The sequence below is a fragment of the Kitasatospora sp. A2-31 genome (assembly GCF_022288725.1).
GTDB lineage: Bacteria > Actinomycetota > Actinomycetes > Streptomycetales > Streptomycetaceae > Kitasatospora.
The window spans coordinates 1-20654 of the sequence record NZ_JAKNTA010000009.1 but is presented as its reverse complement, the minus strand read 5'-3'; the positions used below and the strand labels follow the sequence as shown (position 1 = coordinate 20654).

The following is a 20654-nucleotide window of genomic DNA, read 5'->3' as shown; positions in this document are numbered from 1 at the left end:
CTGCTAGGCGGGCACCGAGGCCACACCCGGGGCGAGGAACCGCTTGCCGTTCACCCGCTCCGAGACGCCCTCACGGTCCAGGTACGGGGTGATCCCGCCCAGGTGGAAGGGCCAGCCGGCACCGGTGATCATGCAGAGGTCGATGTCCTGGGCCTCGCCGACGACACCCTCGTCCAGCATCAGGCCGATCTCCTGCGCCACGGCGTCCAGAGCGCGCGCGAGGACCTGCTCCTCGGTCAGCACGCTGTCGCCGAAGGAGAGCAGCTCCAGCACCTCGGGGTCGAGCACCTGCTTGCCGTCGACCCAGGTGTAGAAGCCGCGCTTGCCGGCCTTGACCACCTTGGCGAGGTTCTCGGAGACGGTGAACCGCTCCGGGAAGGCGCCGTGCAGGGTCTCCGAGACGTGCAGCGCGATGGCCGGACCGACCAGCTCCAGCAGCATGATCGGGGACATCGGCAGGCCGAGCGGCTCGACGCCCTTCTCGACCGTGGCGATCGGGGTGCCCTCGTCGATGATGCCCTGGATCTCACCCATGAAGCGGGTCAGGATCCGGTTCACCACGAACGCCGGGGCGTCCTTGCACAGCACCGCGGTCTTCTTCAGCTTCTTCGAGACGCCGAAGGCGGTGGCCAGCGAGGCGTCGTCGGTCTGCTCGCCGCGGACGATCTCCAGCAGCGGCAGGATCGCGACCGGGTTGAAGAAGTGGAAGCCGACGACCCGCTCGGGGTGCTTCAGCTTCGAGGCCATCTCGGTGACCGACAGGGAGGAGGTGTTGGTCGCCAGCACGCAGGTCGGCGAGACCACGTTCTCCAGGTCGGCGAAGACGGTCTGCTTGACGCCCATCTCCTCGAACACGGCCTCGATCACGAAGTCCGCGTCCGCGAAGCCGACGGCCTTGTCGAGCGAGCCGGTGACCAGGCCCTTGAGGCGGTTGGCCTTGTCCTGGCCGATCCGGCCCTTGCCGAGCAGCTTGTCGATCTCGGCGTGGACGTAGCCGACGCCCTTGTCGATGCGCTCCTGGTCGATGTCGGTGAGGACCACCGGCACCTCCATGCGGCGGGCGAACAGCAGCGCCAGCTGCGAGGCCATCAGACCGGCGCCGACGACGCCGACCTTGGTGACCGGGCGGGCCAGCGACTTGTCCGGGGCGCCGAACGGCTTCTTGGCCCGGCGCTGCACCAGGTTGAAGGCGTAGATGCCGCTGCGCAGCTCGCCGCCCATGATGAGCTCGGCCAGGGCCGCGTCCTCGGCGTCGAAGCCCGCCTGCAGGTCCTCGTCCTTGACCTGGGCGATGATGTCCAGCGCCTTGTAGGCGGCCGGCGCGGCGCCGTGCACCTTGGCGTCGGCGACCAGGCGGCCCCAGGCGACGGCGTCGTCCCAGGCCTTGCCGCGGTCGATCTCCTCGCGCTCGACGACCACGTCGCCCTTGAGGACCTTGGCGGCCCAGAGCAGCGACTGCTCCAGGAAGTCGGCCGGCTCGAAGATCGCGTCGGCGATGCCGAGCTCGAAGACGTCCTTGCCCTTGAGCTGCTTGTTCTGGCTCATCGAGTTCTCGATGATGACCTTGACGGCCTTCGCCGGACCGATCAGGTTCGGCAGGATGGTGCAGCCGCCCCAGCCGGGGACGAGGCCCAGGAAGACCTCCGGCAGCGAGAAGGCCGGAACGCCCGCGCTGACCGTGCGGTAGGTGCAGTGCAGGCCGACCTCGACGCCGCCGCCCATCGCCGCGCCGTTGTAGAACGCGAAGGACGGGACCGGCAGCGCGGCGATCCGCTTGAAGACCTCGTGGCCGCCCTTGCCGATGGCCAGCGCGTCCGCGTGCTCCTTGAGCAGCTCGACGCCCTTGAGGTCGGCGCCGACCGCGAAGATGAACGGCTTGCCGGTGATGGCGACGCCGACGATCCCGCCCTCGGCGGCCTCGGCCTCGACCTGGTCCAGCGCCGCCTCCAGCTTCAGCAGCGAGCCCGGGCCGAAGGTGGTCGGCTTGGTGTGGTCGAAGCCGTTGTCCAGGGTGATCAGCGCCAGCTTGCCGGCCTGCAGCGGCAGGTCCAGGTGGCGGACGTGGGCGGTGGTGACGACCTCGCCGGGGAACAGCTCGGCGCCACGGGTCAGCAGCTCGGTCGTGGTGCTCATGGTCACTTACCGCCCTCGGGCTCGGTCTGCTGGGTCGCTCCGCTCCAGTGGGGGTTCTCCCAGATGATGGTGCCGCCCATGCCGAAGCCGATGCACATCGTGGTGAGGCCGTAGCGGACGTCCGGGCGCTGCTCGAAGCGGCGCGCCAGCTGGTTCATCAGGCGCACGCCGGAGGAGGCCAGCGGGTGGCCGAAGGCGATCGCGCCGCCGAACGGGTTGACCCGCTCGTCGTCGTCCGCGATGCCGTAGTGGTCGAGGAAGGCCAGCACCTGGACGGCGAAGGCCTCGTTGACCTCGAAGGCCTGGATGTCGTCGATGGTCAGACCGGCCTTGGCCAGCGCCTTCTCGGTGGCCGGCACCGGGCCGATGCCCATCACCTCGGGCTCGACGCCCGCGAAGGCGTACGAGACCAGGCGCATCTTGACCGGGAGGCCGAGCTCCTCGGCGACGTCCTCGGCGGCCAGCAGGGAGGCGGTGGCACCGTCGTTCAGACCGGCCGAGTTGCCCGCGGTGATGTTGCCGTGCGGGCGGAACGGGGTCTTCAGGCCGGCCAGGGACTCCATCGTGGTGCCCGGGCGCAGCGGCTCGTCCACGGTGGCCAGGCCCCAGCCGGTCTCGCCGACCTCGGGGTTGGTGTTGCGGATCGAGATCGGCACCAGGTCCGGCTGGATGTCGCCGTTGGCGTAGGCCTTGGCGGCCTTCTCCTGCGAGCGCACGGCGTAGGCGTCGCAGCGCTCCTTGGTGATGTGCGGGAACCGGTCGTGCAGGTTCTCCGCGGTCATGCCCATGAACAGGGCGGACTCGTCGACGAGCTTCTCGGAGACGAAGCGCGGGTTCGGGTCGACGCCCTCGCCCATCGGGTGGCGGCCCATGTGCTCGACACCGCCGGCCACGACCACGTCGTACGCGCCGAAGGCGATGCCGCCGGCGGTGGTGGTCACGGCGGTCAGCGCGCCGGCGCACATGCGGTCGATCGCGTAGCCCGGAACGGACTTCGGCAGGCCGGACAGCAGGGCCGCGGTGCGGCCGATGGTCAGACCCTGGTCACCGATCTGCGTGGTGGCCGCGATGGCGACCTCGTCGATCCGCTCGACGGGCAGGTTCGGGTTACGGCGCACGAGCTCCCGGATGCACTTGACGACGAGGTCGTCGGCGCGCGTCTCGTGGTAGATGCCCTTCGGGCCGGCCTTGCCGAACGGGGTGCGGACGCCATCGACGAAGACGACGTCCCTCGCGGTACGAGGCACGGGGGCTCTCCTCCCAGGGACCAACAGGTTGAGGTGGGCAGGCTGCCGCCGTCCGTCGCAGTCGGGACGTGAGCGGCGCCGCTTCACGGTCATGCTACCCGCCGGTAACCAACCTGCCCAGGCCCGGCGGCCGGATCTGCGGATGTGTCCCCCGACACGTCCCCCCAGGAGACCTGTGCAGGTCCGCGGGGACGGCGTCCGGGGACGGCGAAGGGGATGCCGTCCCCGGACGACATCCCCTTCGGTGTGCTGTGGCCGCACGGTGGCGGCGGTGTGGCGGTGCTGTGGCGGCCGCTGCCCGGGGGCGCCGGGCGGCCTCAGCCGGCCTGCGGTGGCTGGGCCGCGGCCTTGGCGAAGGCCGCCGCGATCACCGGGGCCACCAGCGCGACCTGCCACTGCCGGGCGCCGAGCCGGCGCAGCGCGGCGGCCACGTTGGCGGCGCTCGGGTCGGCCGGCGGCTCCCACGAGACGCGGCGGACCAGGTCCGGGGTGATCAGGTTCTCGGCCGGGAGGTTGTGGGCCTCGGCCAGCTCGGTGACCGCGGCCCGGGCCCCGGACAGCCGGGCGGCCGCCACCGGGTCCTTCTCGGCCCAGGCGCGCGGCGGCGGCGGGCCGTCGTGCGCGGCGGTGGCCGGCGGCAGCTGGTTCTCCGGGACCTCCCGGCCCCGCTGCACGGCGGCCAGCCACTGCTCCAGCTGCCGCCGGTGCACCCGCGGCCCGAAGCCCTGGACGGCCTGCAGTCCGGCGAGGTTGAGCGGCATGGCCAGCGCGGCGTTGACGATCGCGGCGTCGGAGATCACCCGGCCCGGCGAGACGTCGCGCTCCTGCGCCATCCGGTCGCGGGCGAGCCAGAGCTCGCGCACCACGGCCAGCTGGCGGCGCCGGCGGACCTTGTGCAGCTGGGAGGTACGGCGCCAGGGGTCGGTGCGCGGCGCCGGGCGGGGCGCGGCGGCGATGGCGGCGAACTCCTCCATCGCCCAGCCGAGCTTGCCCTGGGCGTCCAGCTCCTGTTCGAGTGCGTCGCGCAGCTCGACCAGCACCTCGACGTCCAGAGCGGCGTAGCGCAGCCACGGCTCGGGCAGCGGCCGGGTGGACCAGTCGACCGCCGAGTGCTCCTTGGCGAGGCTCAGCCCGAGCACGCTCTCGGTCATCGGCCCGAGGCCGACCCGGGCGAAGCCGGCGATCCGGCCGGCCAGCTCGGTGTCGAACAGCAGCTTCGGGCGCATGCCGACCTCGGCGAGGCAGGGGAGGTCCTGGGTGGCCGCGTGCACGACCCACTCGGTGTCCGCCAGGGCCCCGCCCAGCGCGGTCAGGTCGGGGCAGGCGATCGGATCGATCAGCGCGGTCCCGGCGCCCGCGCGGCGCAGCTGGATGAGGTACGCCCGCTGCCCGTAGCGGTAGCCGGAGGCCCGCTCGGCGTCGACGGCGACCGGTCCGGTACCCGCGGCGAAGGCGGCGACGACGGCGGCCAGCGCCCGCTCGTCCGCCACCACCGGCGGGATCCCCTCCTTCGGTTCGAGGAGCGGGACCGGGGCTGCTTCTTCTGGGATGGCTGCTACGGCGTCGGTCACCCACCAAGGGTACGACGGTCCTCGCGGCCGGGAGTGTTGTCGGACTGGTCAGACCGGGAGTCCGCATATGCCCTTGCGCTCGCGCAGCCGCGACCGGGGTCGGACACGACGGCTGCGGCGGTCCTGAAGGAACGTTCCTCCAAGACCGCCGCAGCGGTCCTACCGGGTGATCAGTGGATGATGCCGGTGCGCAGCGCGACCGCGACCATGCCGGCCCGGTCCCCGGTGCCCAGCTTGCGGGCGATGCGGGCGAGGTGACTCTTGACGGTGAGTGCGGACAGTCCCATCGCGACGCCGATGGCCTTGTTCGACTGCCCTTCGGCGACCAGCCTCAGCACCTCGACCTCGCGGCCGGAGAGCTCCCGGTAGGCGGCCTGCTGCGCGCCCGGCGCACCGGGGGCTCCGGGTGCGCCCGGCACGCCGGCCGCACCCGGCACGCCCGGCATGCCGGGACGGCGCATCCGGCCGGCCAGGCCGCCGGTGCCGAGCGGCAGGCCGGGCCGGCCGGGCATGGCGACGTTGGTGCGGGTGCCGGTGACCACGTAGCCCTTGACGCCGCCGGCCAGCGCGCTGCGCACCGCGCCGATGTCGTCGGCGGCGGAGAGCGCCAGGCCGTTGGGCCAGCCCGCGGCGCGGGTCTCGGCCAGGATGGTCAGCCCGGAGCCGTCCGGCAGGTGCACGTCGGCGACGCAGATGTCGCGCGGGGTGGAGACCCGGGGGCGGGCCTCGGCGATCGAGGACACCTCGATCACGTCCCGGACGCCGAGCGCCCAGAGGTGGCGGGTGACGGTGTTGCGGACGCGGGGATCGGCGATGACCACCATGGCGGTGGGCTTGGTCGGACGGTAGGCGACCACGTTTGCGGGGTGCTCAAGAAGGACCGACACCAGGCCTCCTGCGGGGAGTGGCGGACGGAACCCCGATGGGGGCGGTCGGAGTGTTCCGCGTTCGGAAAGGGTCACAGTCTGCTTCGGCAGCTACCGTGCCCGGCTTTAGCGAAAGATCACGATCTAGTGAGTAACAATACGGACAAATCGCGCAGGTGACTGATGCGACATGCCTGGAATTCGCACAAAATCGATCAGATCCGGAGCAAATCGGTCGAGCTTGACCGGTTAATTGACGCGGAGCTGATCCGAAGTCACACTCTGTCAGCCCTGGGGGTGGCGCCGGGCCACGCCGGCGCCGACCGGCCGGGACGCCACCCGTCAGTGCGAGCGCGGACGCCGGCGGGCGGGCATCGGGACCACTCCGCCGAGTGACGGCACGTCGGCCGCGGGCTGCGGTGCGGCGGCGGCCGGCGGCAGGCCGGCGCTGATGCAGAGCAGGTCCCCCCAGGCCGCGAGGTGCCGCTCGAACCGACGGTCGGCCGGCGTCCAGGAGGCCCGGATCTCGATCTCGGTGGACGACGCGCGGTCCGCCAGAGCGCCGAAGTACTGCGAGGCGCACCTGGTCACCGTGCCGGACGGCTCCGCGTACCCGGCGCCGTGCGCCTGCAACGCGTCCAGCAGCCAGGCCCAGCCGACCTCGGAGAGCATCGGGTCGCCGGCCATCTCGGGCTCCAGCTCGGCGCGGGTCATCGTCACCACGCGGAAGTCCCCGTTCCAGGCCTCCTGCCCGGCCGGGTCGTGGAGCAGCACCAGCCGGCCGTCGGCCAGCTCCTCGCCGTCCACCTCCACCGCGGCGGTCAGCGCGAAGGCGTGCGGGGCGAGCCGACGGGGCGCCGGAGCGGGGGAGAGCTCGACCTCGGGGCGCAGCCGCGCCCCCCGCAGAGCCTCGACCGCGGCCCGGAACTCGCTCGGTGCCGCCTCCCGACCCGTCCCGCCACCTGTTCCGCCACCCTGCGCTGGGTGCCCGCCGACCGCTGCCATGACCCGAAGACTAGGTCGAAAACGCGGGTAATCGCCGCAACTTCTGCCCGCGCGGCGTGCCGGGACGGCAAACCGGCCAGATCTTGGAGGAACCGACGAGCCCGCCCGGAGGGGACGGTGCGGGGCGCGTGCGAAGATTTGAACCGTGAGCGAGACTACGGCAGACACCACGGCGGCCACCCGGGCAGACGCCCCGGCCGGCGCCGCCCCCGGCCAGCAGCCCTCCGCGCGCCGCGGGGCCGCGAACGACTCGGCGTTCCTGCGCGCCTGCCGGCACGAGCCGGTACCGCACACGCCGGTCTGGTTCATGCGCCAGGCGGGCCGCTCGCTGCCCGAGTACCTGAAGGTCCGCGAGGGCATCCCCATGCTGGAGTCCTGCATGCGGCCCGAGCTGGTCAAGGAGATCACCCTGCAGCCGGTGCGCCGGCACAAGGTGGACGCGGCGATCTTCTTCAGCGACATCGTGGTGCCGCTCAAGGCGATCGGCATCGACGTCGACATCAAGCCCGGCATCGGCCCGGTCATCGCCGATCCGATCCGGACCGCAGAGGACCTCCGGCGGCTCCGCCCGCTGGAGCCGGACGACGTCCCCTACATCACCGAGGCGGTCGGCCTGCTCGTCGACGAGCTCGGCTCCACCCCGCTGATCGGCTTCGCCGGCGCCCCCTACACGCTGGCCAGCTACCTGGTCGAGGGCGGCCCGTCCAAGAACCACGAGAACACCAAGGCCATGATGTACGGGCAGCCCGAGCTCTGGGCCGCCCTGGTCGACCGGCTGGCCGACATCACCTCCGCCTTCCTCAAGGTGCAGATCGAGGCCGGCGCCTCGGCGGTCCAGCTCTTCGACTCCTGGGTCGGCTCGCTCGCCCCGGACGACTACCGCCGCTCGGTGATGCCCGCCAGCACCAAGGTGTTCGACGCGGTGGCCGACTACGGCGTGCCGCGGATCCACTTCGGCGTCGGCACCGGCGAGTTGCTGGGCCTCATGGGCCAGGCCGGTGCGGACATCGTCGGCGTCGACTGGCGGGTGCCGCTGAACGTGGCCGCCGAGCGGGTCGGCCCCGGCAAGGGCCTGCAGGGCAACCTCGACCCGGCGGTGCTGTTCGCGCCGACCAAGGCCGTCGAGACCAAGGCCCGCGAGGTGCTGCACGCCGCCCAGGCGCTCGGCACCAGCGGTCACATCTTCAACCTCGGCCACGGCGTGCTCCCGAGCATGGACCCGGACGCGCTCAGCCGGCTGGTCGAGTTCGTGCACGAGGCCAGCGCCCGGTGACGCCCGGCCGGCGCGGCCGGTAGGGCCGTACGGTCGACACGACCCGGTGGCGGGCTCCTTCCGAGGGGAGGGCCCGCCACCGCCGCATTGGTGCGCTTCCGGACGTCCCCGCGCTCCCCGTCCGCCTCCTCGCGCGGGCTCGGCAGGCGCTCCGCCCCGGCCGGCGCCCGGATCCGGTGTTCGGACCCCCGGCCCGACCGGACCCGCCCATCCGGGGCCGGCTGAAGCGTCCCGTGCCGTTCCCGGTCGACATCGACCTCGACGCCCTGGTGCCGGTGCCGAAGCGGACGAAGCGGGCGGATTGAGTCGTTGGTGTAAGGACCTGCAAGACTGCGGGGCATGGCGCAAGCACAGGTCGTGGTGATCGGTGGCGGGGTCGCAGGGCTGGCCGCCGCCGCGTTTCTGAGTGGGGCCGCGGGTGAGCCCCCGCGGGCCCGGGTGACGCTGCTGGAGGCGTCCGAACGGGTCGGCGGCAAACTGCGCGGCGGAGAGGTCGGCGGGGTCCGGGTGGACCTCGGGGCCGAGTCGATGCTGGCGCGGCGGCCGGAGGCGGTCGAGCTGGCCCAGGCGGTCGGGCTGGGCGCGGAGCTGGAGCCGCCGACCACCGCCAGGGCCGCGATCTGGACCCGCGGCGCGCTGCGCCCGCTGCCCGGCGGCCAGGTGATGGGCGTCCCCGGCGACCTCGACGCGCTCGAAGCCTCCGGGGTGCTCACGCCCGAGGGACTGGAGCGGGCCCGGCACGAGGCCGCCGGCGAGGCCGTCGCCGACGACGTGGCGATCGGGCGGTTCGTCGCCGACCGGCTGGGCCGCGAGGTGGTGGACCGGCTGGTCGAGCCGCTGCTCGGTGGCGTCTACGCCGGGCACGCGGACGAGATCTCGCTGCGCGTGGCCGTGCCGCAGCTGCTGGCCGTCGCCCGCGGCGGCGGCTCGCTGGTCGAGGGCGTGCACGCGCTGGCCACCCGCCCGCAGACCGCCGCGACCCCGGTCTTCCAGGGCCTGCGCGGCGGCCTCGGCACCCTGCCCGAGGCGGTCGCCGCGGCCTGCGTCGCGGCCGGCGCCGAGCTGCGCACCCGCACCGCCGTGGAGGAGCTGCGGCGCACCCCGGACGGCTGGCGGGTGGTGACCGGCGGCGGCGAGGTGCTGCACGCGGACGCCGTGGTGCTGGCCGTGCCCGCGCCGGCCGCGGCCCGGCTGCTGAAGGCCGACGCGCCGGCGGCCGCCGCCGAGCTGGACGGCATCGAGTACGCGGGGATGGCGCTGGTCACCATGGCGTTCCGGCGGGCCGACCTGCCCGAGGCGCCGCCCGGCAGCGGGTTCCTGGTGCCGCCGGTGGACGGGCGCCGGATCAAGGCCTCCACCTTCTCGTCCAACAAGTGGGGCTGGCTGGAGCGTTCAGCCCCGGACGCCTTCCTCCTGCGTACCTCGCTCGGCCGGCTGCGCGAGGAGCAGCCGCTGGAGCTCCCGGACGAGGAGCTGGTGGCGCAGTCGCTGGCCGACCTGGGCGAGGCGATCGGCCTCACCGCCCGGCCGTACGACACCGCGGTGACCCGCTGGGGCGCGGGCCTGCCGCAGTACCCGGTCGGCCACCTCGACCGGGTGGGGCGGATCCGGGCGGCCGCCGCCCGGACGGGCGCGCTGGCGCTCTGCGGGGCCGCGTACGACGGCGTGGGCATCCCGGCCTGCATCGCCAGCGCGCGGGCGGCCGTCGCCGAGCTCGACGAACTGTTGACCCCGCCGACCGGGGAACACGTCACGGAGAGGACAATGGGCGCATGACTGAGACCGTTGAGCGGCAGCCGGAGCAGCAGCCCGAGAAGAAGAAGGCCCGCGACCTGAACCAGGTCATCCGCTACACCATGTGGTCGGTGTTCAAGCTCAAGGGCGAGCTGCCCGAGGACCGCACCGCGCTGGCCGCCGAGGTGGACGAGCTGTTCGCCCAGCTCGCCGCGAAGGACGTCACCGTGCGCGGCACGTACGACGTGTCCGGTCTGCGCGCCGATGCCGACATCCTGGTCTGGTGGCACGCGGCCGACTCGGACGACCTGCAGGAGGCGTACAACCGCTTCCGCCGCACCGGCCTGGGCCGGGTGCTGGAGCCGGTCTGGTCGAACATGGCGCTGCACCGCCCGGCCGAGTTCAACAAGTCGCACATCCCGGCGTTCCTCGCCGACGAGCGGCCGCGCGACTACGTCTGCGTCTACCCGTTCGTCCGCTCCTACGAGTGGTACCTGCTGCCGGACGCCGAGCGGCGCGCGATGCTCGCCGAGCACGGCCAGATGGCGCGCGGCTACCCGGACGTGCGGGCCAACACGGTGGCCTCGTTCGCGCTCGGCGACTACGAGTGGCTGCTCGCCTTCGAGGCCGACGAGCTGCACCGGATCGTCGACCTGATGCGCGACCTGCGCCCGTCCCGGGCCCGGCTGCACGTCCGCGAGGAGGTGCCGTTCTTCACCGGCCGCCGCAAGCCGGTCAGCGAGCTGCTCAACGGCCTGGTCTGACCGCGCTCCGGCGAAGGCCCGGTCCCGGGGAACCGCCCCCGGGGAGCCGGGCCTTCGGCGTGTCCGGGGCCCGGCCCCGGTCGCGGCCCGATCAGTAGTGGCGGTGCGGCCGCAGGGCGGCGCGCAGGCGCGCGTCGGGGAGGGCGGCGGAGCCGAGCATCGCGACGGCGGTGAGGAGTTCACGCTCGTCGTCGTCGGTGAGGCCGTGCTGGCGCTGCGGCCGGACCTCGCGCAGCACCTCCTGGCCGATCGGGGAGGCCCAGCGGGTGTACGGGTAGACGTCGACGCGGGCCATCAGGAGCGTGCCGGAGGTCAGCACCAGCGGCAGCGAGAACCAGGCGAGCGCCGCCGAGGCGCTGCCGTCCGCGAGGCCGCCGACGACCAGGGCGGCGGCCAGCATCAGCACCGAGAGCAGCAGCGCCTGCCGGACCTGGCGGACCGCCAGCACGGTGTGCCGCTGCACGGCCGCGGGTGTCGCCAGGCCGGCCAGCGAGAGCCGGCTGCCGATCTCCAGCACGGTGGGGTGAACCGCCATCGCCCGGCGCAGCTCGTCGGTGCGGCACTGGCCCTCCGGCCCGACGGCGGCCACGACGGCCCGCTCCAGCCGGCTGCGGCCCCGCGGGTCGACGACGGTGGTCCAGCCGGTGTGGGCGAGGTGAAGCCGGCCCCGGGAGGCCATCAGCACCAGGGCCAGTTCGACCACCCGGTCCGGGCCGCCGGCCAGGTACGCCGTCTCGTACAGCCCGATCCCGACCGCCTCGGGCGGCCGGGGGCCCTCCTGCCCCGCCAGCGCGTCGGCGGTGGCGGTCATCCGGACCAGCCGGATGCAGGAGAGCACCGCGGCGGCGCAGGCCGGGATCAGGAAGAGCAACCACATGGGCTTGTTGTAGTCCGGTGGTCGGCGGGTGCGGAACTGACTTTCGAATCGCGATACCGAACTGTGACGCGGGCCGGTCCCGCCGGGCTCAGCTGCCGCAGCCGCCGCCCCCGCAGCTGGAGCCGCAGCTGGAGGAGGATCCGCAGCTGCTGGAGCTGGAGCTGCAGCTCGACGACGAGGAGCCGCAGCTGCTGCTGCCGCAGTTCGACGGGGAGGAGCCCGAGTCGGAGGAGGAGCCGCACCAGGTGGCCGCGCCGCCACAGGACGAGGAGGAGGACGAGGAGGACGAGGACGAGGAGGGGGACGAGGACGAGGAGGAGAGCGATCCGGCGGCGAACGCCCGGGCCTGCTCGTCGGCGGCGGCCGCCGCGAGCATCGCCTCCTGGAGCTCCTCGTCGCCGAGCCCGGCCGCGGCCAGCCCGCCGAGGGCGACCGCCCCGAGCAGCAGGCCGCTGTTGGCCGACGAGAGCCCGGCGCTGGGCTTCCACGGGTTGCCGGCGGTGGACATCAGAGCGAGCTGGCGCACTCCGGCAGGGGTGATCCGGCCCTTGAACGGGCGCGTGGCGACCAGCGAGACCAGTCCGACGGCCACGAGGAGCAGCGGGAACCAGAGCGCCGGGCGCTCCGCGTCGCCCCGATCGAGCAGGTAGGCGAGGCCGGTGGTGAGCACCACGGCCAGCAGGGCGAACCAGATCCGCCGGTGCGCCGCCCGGGCGCGGGCCATCCGCTGCGGATTGCGCAGCAGGCCGCGGTCGGCGAGCTTGTCGCCCAGCTCCTGGACGGCCGCCGAGCGCATCACCGCACGCCGCAGCGGGGCGAGTTCGCGCTGCTTGCCGGGCCCGATCGCCTCGATGACGGCGAGGTCCACGGCGTCGTACGGTCGGCCGGTGGTGAGGGTGACCAGACCGCCGCGGTTGACCACGACCAGGCCGGCCTGGTGCATCCGGACCAGCGCGGTGTCGAAGACCCGGCCGGGACCGCCGGCCAGGAACGCGGCGTCCAGCAGCGGCAGTCCGCGGCCGGGCAGGCCCTTGGCCTGCGGGACCCGCTTGACCAGTTGCCTGGTCTGCGACGCGTGGAGCACGGCCGCCGTCAGCAGCACGGTGGGTACGAGGAAGTAGGCGTTGTGCCACATGGTTGTCCCCCGGATGGTGAAACGGTGCGACGAGTAGGGATGTCGGGTCAGGGCCGGTGCCGGCCGGGCAGCAGCGCCCGGCCCAGGCGGGCGAGCGGCCCGGGTCGCTGTTCGGCGGCGGGGCCGTGGAGCCACTGCTCCAGGGCCCGGCGCTGTTCGGGGCCGAGCCGCCCGCCGGCCTCCGGTGCGGTGTCGGCCAGCGCCCAGGCGGCGAAGGCCCGGGCGTCGGCGCGGTACCCGCCGGTCTGCGGGTGCGCGGCCGCGTAGGCCAGGAAGAGCGGTCCGTAGGGCCGACCGAGCAGCCGGGGCAGCTCCGGCGCCACCTTGACGACGGTGTCGCGGCGCTTGGCGGCCAGTGCGGCGGCCTGGCTGCGGACCTGGGCCGGGTCGAAGCCGTCCGGCACCGGGCCGCCGGCCACCAGGGCGGCCAGCAGGGCCTCCTGACGGCGGGCGAGCCGGGCGCGGGCGGCGGTCGCGTCCCGGACCGCGGCGTCAGCCACGGCGCCCGGCCCCGGCCAGCACGGCCCGGATGGCGTCCAGTTCCTCGGCCAGCTCGGCCGGCGGCGGGAAGTTCGCGTCCCGTTCGAGCAGGACGCCGGGCGGGTCCACCCGGGCGCAGAGCTCGGCGAGCACCTCCAGCACCGGCTGGGTGACGGGGTGGGCGTGGGTGTCGTGCCAGACGCCGTCCACCAGCTGCCCGCCCGCCACGTGGACGTAGGCGAGCGCCTCCAGCGGCAGGCGGTCCAGCTCGGCGGCCGGGTCCAGGCCCAGGTTGACCCGGTTGGTGTGCAGGTTGGCGACGTCGATCAGCAGCCGGACGCCGGTGCGCTCGACCAGCTCGGCGAGGAACTGGCCCTCGGTCAGCTCGTCGTCCGGCCAGGCCAGCTGGGCGGCGATGTTCTCCAGCGCCAGCGGCACCGGCAAGTGGTCCTGCGCGATCCGGACGTTCTCGGTGACGACCGCGAGGGCGTCCCGGGAACGCGGCACCGGCAGGAGGTGCCCGGCCTCCAGGCCGCCGGCCCGGACGAACGCCAGGTGTTCGGTGACCAGCGGCGAGCCGAGCGCGGTAGCGGTCTCGGCGAGCCTGCCGAGCCGGTCCGGGTCGGGCCGGTCGGCGCCGCCGAGGCCGAGCGCGACGCCGTGCGGGACGACGGTCACGCCGCGCGCCCGCAGGATCTGCAGCGACTCGGGCAGATGGCCGGCGCAGACGTTCTCGGCGACCACCTCGACCCAGTCCAGACCCGGCTGGCGCTCGACCACGACGTCGATCTCGCTGCGCCAGCCGAGGCCGACGCCGAGGGCCGCGCCGCGGGTGGGCGCGCTCGGGGCAGGGGAAGTCATCGGTGCGCCCCCTTCTGAGGGCTGGGTGGGAAGCCGTCGGTCGGCGCGGGCATCGTCGCCAGGGCCGGACCGGGCCGTGCTGCTGAGGATGTCCCCGGGCGGGGAGCCTGCCAAGCCTCATCCGGTCTTCTCAGAGGATTATTTGAGCTTGTCGGCCCCGGGACCGCGATCCTATCCCGGCGCTCGGCCCGTCCTCGCAGGTGGGAGCCGATATTAGGAGGCGAACAGGGTCATTCGAGGCCTATCGTGTGGCCCCTATGACGACACTGACGATCCGTGACTTCCGCGCCGGCGACGCCGAGGCCGCTGCGGCCGCCCACCGGGCCGGGCGCGACCACCTGGTGCTGACGCCCGAGGTCTTCGCCTGGCTGAACGGTCACCAGCCCGAGGGTGCGCACTACCGCTGCCTGGTCGCGGAAGTGGACGGCCGGGTGGTCGGCTCGGTCCGCTGCGGGGTGGTCACCGGGACGACGACCCGGGGCATCGGCTACGCCAACGGCAGCGTGCTGCCCGAGTACCGCCGGCGCGGCGCGTTCACCGCCCTGCTGGCGGCGGCGGAGCGGCACCTGGCGGGGCACGGCGTGGTGGAGGTGCACAGCTGGGTGGACGAGGAGCCCGGGTCGCTGGCCTTCGCGACCGCCCGCGGCTACACCGAGGGCCGGCTGGCGCACTTCGCGGGCCGGGACCTCGCCCTGCCGCTGCCCGAGGCCCCCGCACTGCCCGACGGTGTGGAACTGCGCCCGGCGAGCGACTGGGCGGACGACCCGTACCCGATCTTCCTGGTCGAGGCGGACGCGATCCGCGACGAGCCCGGTGAGGTCGAGATGGACGCCGCGGACTACGAGGAGTTCCTGAACGGCGACTGGGCCCGTCCGGACCTCGACCGCGACCTCACCGTGGTGGCCGTGGTGGACGGCGAGCCGGTCGCCTTCAGCGCGGCTCGGACGGACGGCGCGGACCGGTACTGGTCGGCGTTCACCGCCTGCCGACGGGCGTTCCGCGGCCGCGGGCTGACCAAGCCGGCCAAGCTGGAGTCGCTGCGCCGGGCCCGGGAGGCCGGCTACCGCCGCGCGTACACGAGCAACGACGCGACCAACGCGCCGATGCTGGCGATCAACGCCTGGCTCGGCTACGAGCGGTGCGCGAGCGAGCGGAAGTTCACCAAGCGGCTCGACTGCTGATCCGGCGCCGCACCGGTCCGACTCCCACGCATCACCGCGGGTCTCCCACGCATCACCGCTGTCCGACGGGGCATCACCTCACGGCAGACAGTTCGTGCCCGACTTCCGCGCGGGGGATGGTATGGAGATCCTGCTTCAGGTCCTGGTCGGGTTCGTTCCGGCCGTGATCGGCTTCCTGGCGGCCCGCTCCCTCGCCCGCACCCGGCTGTTCCTGCAGTACGGCTTCCTGCGGGCGCTGCTCGCGCCCTACGGCCGGGTCCAGATCATCACCCCGAGCATCGAGGTGGCGGAGTTCACCTTCGCCAAGGACGGCCGCCGGCTGACCAGCCGGGGACCGCGGAACGTGCTGTTCATGCCGATGGCCGAGGCCCGCGCGATCGCCCAACTCATAGACCTGCTGAGGAAGGTGAACCGGAAGGCGACGATCGAGCTGGTCGCCGCGGGTGCCCAGGACCCGCGGATGCCGACGTTCTCGATCGGCGGGCCGAGCGTCAACACGTACTCGGCGGGCGTCCTCGGCGCCGCCTTCCCGGACTTCCGTATGGACTACCCGGAGGCGGCGCGGGCCCGGTGGGGCGGGATGACCTTCGAGGCGCAGTACAACGCGGCCGACGAGCTGATCCGTGACCACGGCTTCGTCTTCGTGACCCGGACGCCCCGGCACGCGCCCTGCGTCGTGCTCTGCGGGGTCTTCGCCTTCGGCTCGGCGATGGCGGTGGAGGCGCTGGCGGCGGCGACCCGGAAGTCGCCGCTGGCGGCACTGTTCCGGTCGGGGGAGAAAGGATTCGCCGCGGTCGAGGGCCGGGTGATCGGCCTGGACACCGTGGACGTGACCGTCGAGGTCTGCCGGGTGCTGCCGGTGGTGTGAGGGCCGGGCCACCGCGTCCACCGGGCCACCGGGCACGGCGTCCACCGGGCCCCGGCGTTCGCGTCCACCGGGCCACCGGGCACGGCGTCCACCGGGCCCCGGCGTCCACCGCGCGGCCCCGGCCGATGGGGCAGAATGGTCCGGACCGTGATACGGACAATCCGGACGGGTCGGGCGAGTTCGGGGCGGGAAGTGGCTGGAATCGCAGGGGTTCCGCCTCACCACAGTCACATCATCGGCATAATCGCGCCCATGACGACCAGCCGCGCGAACGTGAGCGCGATCGCCGAAGACCTGTACGTGTGGCTTCCGCCGAAGCGGGGCTGGGGGCTGGCCAACTGCGGTCTGCTGGCCTCGCCGAGGACCGCGCTCTGGATCGACACCCCCTACGACCCCTCCCTCGCCGCGGAGTTCCTCGCCGAGAGCCGCAAGCGGCTGCCCGAGGGCGTCGACGTCGACCGCGTGGTCGTCACCCACGCCAACGGCGACCACCTGTGGGGCGCCGGCGTGCTCCCCGACGCCGAGGTGATCGCCACTCATGAGGCGCTGGAGCACATCCACTACGAGCCGGCCCCGAAGCAGCAGCACGCGCTGGTCGCCGGCGGTGACCCCGACTCTCCGCTCGGCGGCTACCTGCAACGGCATTTCGGACAGTTCGACTGGTCGCAGACCGAGCCGGTGCACCCGCAGACCGTCTTCCGCGGCGAGCTGGAACTGCGGGTGGGGGAGTACCCCGTGCAGATCACCGGTCTGCCCGCCGCGCACACCGGCGGCGACCTGATGGTCCACCTGCCGTACCAGCGCACCGTGTTCACCGGTGACGTGGTCTTCGGCTCGACGCCCGAGCAGCCCGGTGACCACCCCTCGCACTGGTCCGGCCCGCTGGAGAACATCATCGGCGCCTGCGAGCAGGCCCTGGCCACCGGCGCGGAGATCTTCGTCCCCGGCCACGGCCCGGTGCTCGACCGCTCCGGCGTCCAGGCGCACATCGCCTACCTCGCCCACGTCCGCGAGCGCGCGCACGCACTCCACGCCGAGGGCACGCCCGCGCTGGACGCCGCCCGACGGATCATCGCCGAGCAGCGCTACCCCGAACTGGGCCTGCCCGAGCGGCTGGTGCTCACCGTGTCCGCCGAGTACCGGCACCTGGACGGCAGCGCCGCGCCGAACGTGCTGGAGGCGATGACCCAGGTGGCGCTGGTGGCCCGCGAGATCGAGGCGTCGGCGGGACAGACCGGCGCCACCGCGGGACCGCGTTCCGCGCACGCCGCCGCCACCCCTGCCTGATCGGGCTGCGGCCGGTCGGGCCGCGGCCCGACCGGCCGGGCAGTCGCCCGAAGGCCCGCCCCGCGCCACCGGTGCGGCCCCGCTCCACCTCCAGCCCCTTCGACCGAGGACCTCCGAGGACTTCGATGACGCAGATCGCGCTGCTCGCCCTGGCCGTGACGGCGGTCGCCGCGCTCGCGGCGGCCGGTCTCCTCGCCCGCGGACGGTCCCGTGCCCTCGCCCGTGCCGGCGCGGCCGAGACGGCCGCCGCCCACGGCGAGGAACGCGCCCGCGCCGCCGACGCCCGGCTGGCCCGGGGCGAGCAACAGCTCCGCGACGCGCAGGCGGTCACCCGCCGGGTCACCGAGGAGACCAAGCGGGCCGAGACCCGTGCGCTGGCCGCCGAGGGCCGGGTCCGCGAGGCGGACCAGCGCACCGCGGCGGCGGAGCACCGGGCCGCCGAGGCCGAACTGCACGCCCGCGCCGCCGAGGACCGCACCGCCGAGGCCGTGCGCCTGCGCGCGGCCGCCGAGGAGCGCACCGCGGCGCTGCTGGCCGAGATCGGCCACCTGGCCGAGGAACGGGTGGCCACCGCCGCGCTGCGGCTCAGCCACCCCAACGCCCCCGCCGCCGGGCCGCTGGACGCCGAGGCGGTCGGCCCGGAGGCGGTCCGGCTGCTGCAGGCCGTGCTGGACGCCTCGGCCGCCGCGGTGACCGAGGAGCGCGAGCGGGTCGACGCCGCCGCCCGGGCCGCGATGCGCGGTGCCACCTCCAAGATCCAGACCCTGCTCTACCAGATCCAGAGCCTCGTCCAGCAGCTCCAGAACGACAACGACGATCCGCGGCTGCTGGAGGTCGACTTCCGCAACGAGGTCGCGCTGCGCCGGATCCAGACCATCGCCGTGCTCTGCGAGGCCTGGCCGGGCCTGGCCCGGACCGACTCGCCGCTGGCCGAGGTGGTGGTCGGCGCGCTCTCCCGGGTGCCCGGCTACGCCCGCGTCAAGGTGGCCAACCACCTGCGGGAGAACCGGCTGGCCGTGGTGGCCCGCGCCGCCGAGCCGCTCGCCATCACCATCGCCGAGCTGCTCGCCAACGCCACCTCGTACTCGCACCCGGAGACGGACGTGCCGGTCACCGTCCAGCAGGGCGGCCGCGGGGCGCTGGTGATCGTCGACGACAGCGGGATCGGGATGGAGGAGGACCAGCTGGGCCGGGCCCGCCGCCTGTTGGCCGGCCCGTCCGAGGTGCTGCTGACCGAGCTGGGCAACCCTCCGAAGACCGGCTTCGCGGTGGTCGGCAAGCTCGCCCGGCAGTACGGCTTCGCCTGCCACATCGAGCCCTCGCCGTACGGCGGCATGCGGACCATCGTGCGGATCCCGGCCGCGCTGCTGACCGTGGTCGACGGTGCGCAGCCGCTCTCGGTGCTCACCCCGCTTCCGCTGCGGGCCGGCTCCGGCCCGGCCCCCACCGTGCAGGCGCTGCCCGCGCGGCGGGGCCGGTCGGACGAGCCCGGCGGGCAGGAGGTGCCGGACCGGGAGCAGGCGCCGGCCATGCACGTCGTGCCGCCGGTGCACGCCGTGGCGGACGACGGCAGCGGACTGCCCAGCCGGCGCCGGCGGCAGCCGCTCGCCCACCGTCCGCAGCCCGCCGACGGCGCGGCCGCGGCGGACTCGGCGACGGGGTCTGTGCCGCGGGTTCCGGCGGCCGACGACCCGGCGGAGGCGGACGCGCGGACGCCCGAGCAGGCGGCCGCCCGCTGGCAGGCGCTGCAACAGGGCACCGGCTCCGGCCGGGCCGCCGTCGCCGCGGCCGCAGCCGCCGACGAGGCGGCAGCCCTCGGTGGGGCCACTGCCGACCCCGTCCCCGCTGCCCTCCCCGTGGCCGACCCGGCCCCCGTCCCGACGGTCGTCCCCGCGACCGACCCCCTCCCCGCTGCCGACCCGGCTCCCGTGGCCGGCACCGCCCCCGCGACCGACCCGGCCCCCGTGGCCGGCACCGCCCCCGCACCGACCACCACGCAGCCCCTCACTGCGAGGACCAGCACCGACGCCCGGGCCGCCGACCACGGCGACCCCGACGGCGGCGGGGCCGACCACACCGGCCCCGCCGCCGCCCGTACGGGCCGGACCGGCCACCGTCCCGCCCCGTCCCCCGAAGGAGCCGAGCAGTGAGCAGCACCACCAGCCCCACCGCCACCGACGAGATCTCGTGGGTGCTGACCCCGCTGCTGGAGCTGCCGGGCGTCCTGCACGCGGTCATCGCCACCGGTGACGGTCTGGTCGAGGGCGCCTCCGACGGCCTCGGCCGCGCCTCCGCCGAGCGGGTCGCCGCGATGACGGCCACCCTGCACGCCGCCTCCCGGGCGTTCACCACCTCGTTCACCGACGTCGAACAGCCGCGGCTGGCCCAGACCGTGGTCGAGTCCGACCTGGGCTTCGCCATCGTCGTGCCGGCCGGCGAGAACACCTCGCTGGCGGTGTTCACCACCCCGGAGGCCCAGCTCGGCAACGTGGCGTACCAGATGCAGGTCCAGGTGGCCGCTCTCGGCCGTGCCCTGGCGAGCCCGGCCAGGCGGCAGGACGCGACAGCGCGGTCATGACCGCCGTCCCCCGCAGGCGGATGGTCCCCGCCTACCTGGCCACCGGCGGCCGGTCCCGGCCGGGCACCGCCGGTTTCGAGCGGCTCACCGTGCTGTGCGCGACGGGCACCGCGCCGTCGCCGGAGTCGCCGGAGCTGGAGGCCGAGCACCAGCGGCTGTGGGAGCTGCTGAGGCCCGGCGCACTGACCGTGGTGGAGGCCGCCGCGCACCTGCGGCTCCCGGTCAGTGCCACCGTCTTCCTCGCGGCCGATCTGGTCGAGGCGGGCTGCCTGCGCGCCCGCGCCCCGATCCCCCGTGCCCAGCAGACCGACCGCACCATCGTCGAGAGGCTCCTCGTTGGACTCCGCGCACTCCGGTAGCCCGGCCGACCGCACCGGTCGGGCGAGCCGCGTGGGCTACCTGCCCGACCGGGACCAGACCCTGATGAAGCTGGTCGTCGCCGGCCCGTTCGGCGTCGGCAAGACGACGCTGATCCGCACCCTGTCGGAGATCGCGACCCTCCACACCGAGGAGGCGATGACCGAGACCGGGGCGCCCGTAGACGACGCCGCGCTGCTGCCCGGCAAGCGCACCACCACGGTCGCGGTCGACTTCGGCCGTCTCACCCTGCCCGGTCAGGTGGTGCTGTACCTGTTCGGCACACCCGGACAGCGCCGGTTCTTCCCGCTCTGGCGGGACATCGCCCGGGGCGCCGTGGGCGCGCTGGTGCTGGCCGACACCCGCCGGCTGGCGGACTCCTTCGAGATCATGGACATGGTCGAGGAGCAGGGCCTGCCCTACGCGGTGGCCGTCAA

General features: G+C 74.3%; 17 protein-coding genes and 1 pseudogene. 10 read left to right on the top strand and 8 right to left on the bottom strand.

What is annotated here, in order from left to right:
- Window positions 1-3: 3 nt before the first annotated feature.
- The 5 genes from MCM47_RS24380 to MCM47_RS24360 all read right to left on the bottom strand — a co-directional run bounded on the left by MCM47_RS24380 (window position 4) and on the right by MCM47_RS24360 (window position 6822).
- A complete protein-coding gene (locus MCM47_RS24380) occupies window positions 4-2133 on the bottom strand; it encodes a 3-hydroxyacyl-CoA dehydrogenase NAD-binding domain-containing protein (protein WP_238863836.1) in 2130 nt (709 codons plus the stop codon).
- A gap of 2 nt (window positions 2134-2135) precedes the next feature.
- Entirely contained in the window at window positions 2136-3380 is a 1245-nt protein-coding gene (locus tag MCM47_RS24375; RefSeq protein ID WP_238863835.1) for an acetyl-CoA C-acyltransferase, read from the bottom strand.
- 317 nt (window positions 3381-3697) lie between these two features.
- Complete coding sequence (locus MCM47_RS24370; RefSeq protein WP_238863834.1) at window positions 3698-4951, bottom strand: ribonuclease D; 1254 nt, start codon at window positions 4949-4951, stop codon at window positions 3698-3700.
- A 170-nt stretch (window positions 4952-5121) separates the two neighbouring features.
- The gene (locus tag MCM47_RS24365; protein ID WP_238863833.1) at window positions 5122-5838 is read right to left on the bottom strand and encodes a response regulator transcription factor; all 717 of its coding nucleotides are present in this window, start codon (window positions 5836-5838) and stop codon (window positions 5122-5124) included.
- A gap of 321 nt (window positions 5839-6159) precedes the next feature.
- Window positions 6160-6822 (bottom strand): DUF3000 domain-containing protein, encoded by a 663-nt coding sequence (locus tag MCM47_RS24360; RefSeq protein ID WP_238863832.1) that lies wholly within the window; start codon window positions 6820-6822, stop codon window positions 6160-6162.
- A gap of 259 nt (window positions 6823-7081) precedes the next feature.
- Here MCM47_RS24360 and hemE point away from each other — a divergent pair, with 259 nt between their 5' ends.
- From hemE to hemQ, 3 genes are all read left to right on the top strand, one after another.
- Window positions 7082-8095: a uroporphyrinogen decarboxylase gene (gene hemE, locus MCM47_RS24355; protein WP_238864064.1), complete on the top strand. Its 1014-nt coding sequence runs from the start codon at window positions 7082-7084 to the stop codon at window positions 8093-8095.
- 339 nt (window positions 8096-8434) lie between these two features.
- Entirely contained in the window at window positions 8435-9871 is a 1437-nt protein-coding gene (gene hemG / locus MCM47_RS24350; protein ID WP_238863831.1) for a protoporphyrinogen oxidase, read from the top strand.
- The gene (gene hemQ, locus MCM47_RS24345) at window positions 9868-10593 is read left to right on the top strand and encodes a hydrogen peroxide-dependent heme synthase (protein WP_238863830.1); all 726 of its coding nucleotides are present in this window, start codon (window positions 9868-9870) and stop codon (window positions 10591-10593) included. Before hemG ends, hemQ begins: the two co-directional genes overlap by 4 nt.
- Window positions 10594-10684: 91 nt before the next feature.
- Here hemQ and MCM47_RS24340 read toward each other — a convergent pair whose 3' ends face one another.
- From MCM47_RS24340 to MCM47_RS24330, 3 genes and pseudogenes are all read right to left on the bottom strand, one after another.
- Window positions 10685-11470 carry a TIGR04222 domain-containing membrane protein gene (locus MCM47_RS24340; protein ID WP_238863829.1) on the bottom strand — a complete coding sequence of 262 codons (786 nt, stop codon included), beginning with the start codon at window positions 11468-11470 and terminating at the stop codon, window positions 10685-10687.
- An 88-nt stretch (window positions 11471-11558) separates the two neighbouring features.
- Window positions 11559-12605, bottom strand: a complete 1047-nt coding sequence (locus tag MCM47_RS24335) for a TIGR04222 domain-containing membrane protein (RefSeq protein ID WP_238863828.1) — start codon at window positions 12603-12605, stop codon at window positions 11559-11561.
- Between the two features lie 47 nt (window positions 12606-12652).
- Window positions 12653-13946, bottom strand: a pseudogene (locus MCM47_RS24330) (DUF692 domain-containing protein).
- 257 nt (window positions 13947-14203) lie between these two features.
- On the opposite strand from MCM47_RS24330, the gene MCM47_RS24325 reads away from it, so the two are divergent.
- From MCM47_RS24325 to MCM47_RS24295, 7 genes are all read left to right on the top strand, one after another.
- A complete protein-coding gene (locus MCM47_RS24325) occupies window positions 14204-15127 on the top strand; it encodes a GNAT family N-acetyltransferase (RefSeq protein WP_238863827.1) in 924 nt (307 codons plus the stop codon).
- Between the two features lie 121 nt (window positions 15128-15248).
- Window positions 15249-15995: a hypothetical protein gene (locus tag MCM47_RS24320; RefSeq protein WP_238863826.1), complete on the top strand. Its 747-nt coding sequence runs from the start codon at window positions 15249-15251 to the stop codon at window positions 15993-15995.
- A gap of 252 nt (window positions 15996-16247) precedes the next feature.
- Entirely contained in the window at window positions 16248-17282 is a 1035-nt protein-coding gene (locus MCM47_RS24315) for an MBL fold metallo-hydrolase (protein WP_238863055.1), read from the top strand.
- A 125-nt stretch (window positions 17283-17407) separates the two neighbouring features.
- A complete protein-coding gene (locus tag MCM47_RS24310) occupies window positions 17408-19432 on the top strand; it encodes an ATP-binding protein (protein ID WP_238863825.1) in 2025 nt (674 codons plus the stop codon).
- Window positions 19429-19860, top strand: a complete 432-nt coding sequence (locus MCM47_RS24305) for a roadblock/LC7 domain-containing protein (RefSeq protein WP_238863057.1) — start codon at window positions 19429-19431, stop codon at window positions 19858-19860. The genes MCM47_RS24310 and MCM47_RS24305 overlap by 4 nt, the downstream gene beginning before the upstream one ends.
- On the top strand, window positions 19857-20219 hold the full coding sequence (locus MCM47_RS24300; RefSeq protein ID WP_238863058.1) for a DUF742 domain-containing protein: 363 nt from the start codon (window positions 19857-19859) through the stop codon (window positions 20217-20219). The genes MCM47_RS24305 and MCM47_RS24300 overlap by 4 nt, the downstream gene beginning before the upstream one ends.
- The coding region (locus MCM47_RS24295; protein WP_238863824.1) for an ATP/GTP-binding protein at window positions 20197-20654 on the top strand (458 nt) is incomplete at its 3' end. The genes MCM47_RS24300 and MCM47_RS24295, both read left to right, overlap by 23 nt.

What these genes read in the sequence shown, in the direction of transcription:
- MCM47_RS24310 (WP_238863825.1), top strand. Translation starts at nt 17,408, where the DNA reads ATGACGCAGATCGCGCTGCTCGCCCTGGCCGTGACGGCGGTCGCCGCG.
- hemQ (WP_238863830.1), top strand. Translation starts at nt 9,868, where the DNA reads ATGACTGAGACCGTTGAGCGGCAGCCGGAGCAGCAGCCCGAGAAGAAG.
- MCM47_RS24320 (WP_238863826.1), top strand. Translation starts at nt 15,249, where the DNA reads ATGGAGATCCTGCTTCAGGTCCTGGTCGGGTTCGTTCCGGCCGTGATC.
- MCM47_RS24380 (WP_238863836.1), bottom strand. Translation starts at nt 2,133, where the DNA reads ATGAGCACCACGACCGAGCTGCTGACCCGTGGCGCCGAGCTGTTCCCC.
- MCM47_RS24315 (WP_238863055.1), top strand. Translation starts at nt 16,248, where the DNA reads ATGACGACCAGCCGCGCGAACGTGAGCGCGATCGCCGAAGACCTGTAC.
- MCM47_RS24325 (WP_238863827.1), top strand. Translation starts at nt 14,204, where the DNA reads ATGACGACACTGACGATCCGTGACTTCCGCGCCGGCGACGCCGAGGCC.
- MCM47_RS24360 (WP_238863832.1), bottom strand. Translation starts at nt 6,822, where the DNA reads ATGGCAGCGGTCGGCGGGCACCCAGCGCAGGGTGGCGGAACAGGTGGC.
- hemG (WP_238863831.1), top strand. Translation starts at nt 8,435, where the DNA reads ATGGCGCAAGCACAGGTCGTGGTGATCGGTGGCGGGGTCGCAGGGCTG.
- MCM47_RS24300 (WP_238863058.1), top strand. Translation starts at nt 19,857, where the DNA reads ATGACCGCCGTCCCCCGCAGGCGGATGGTCCCCGCCTACCTGGCCACC.
- MCM47_RS24340 (WP_238863829.1), bottom strand. Translation starts at nt 11,470, where the DNA reads ATGTGGTTGCTCTTCCTGATCCCGGCCTGCGCCGCCGCGGTGCTCTCC.
- MCM47_RS24335 (WP_238863828.1), bottom strand. Translation starts at nt 12,605, where the DNA reads ATGTGGCACAACGCCTACTTCCTCGTACCCACCGTGCTGCTGACGGCG.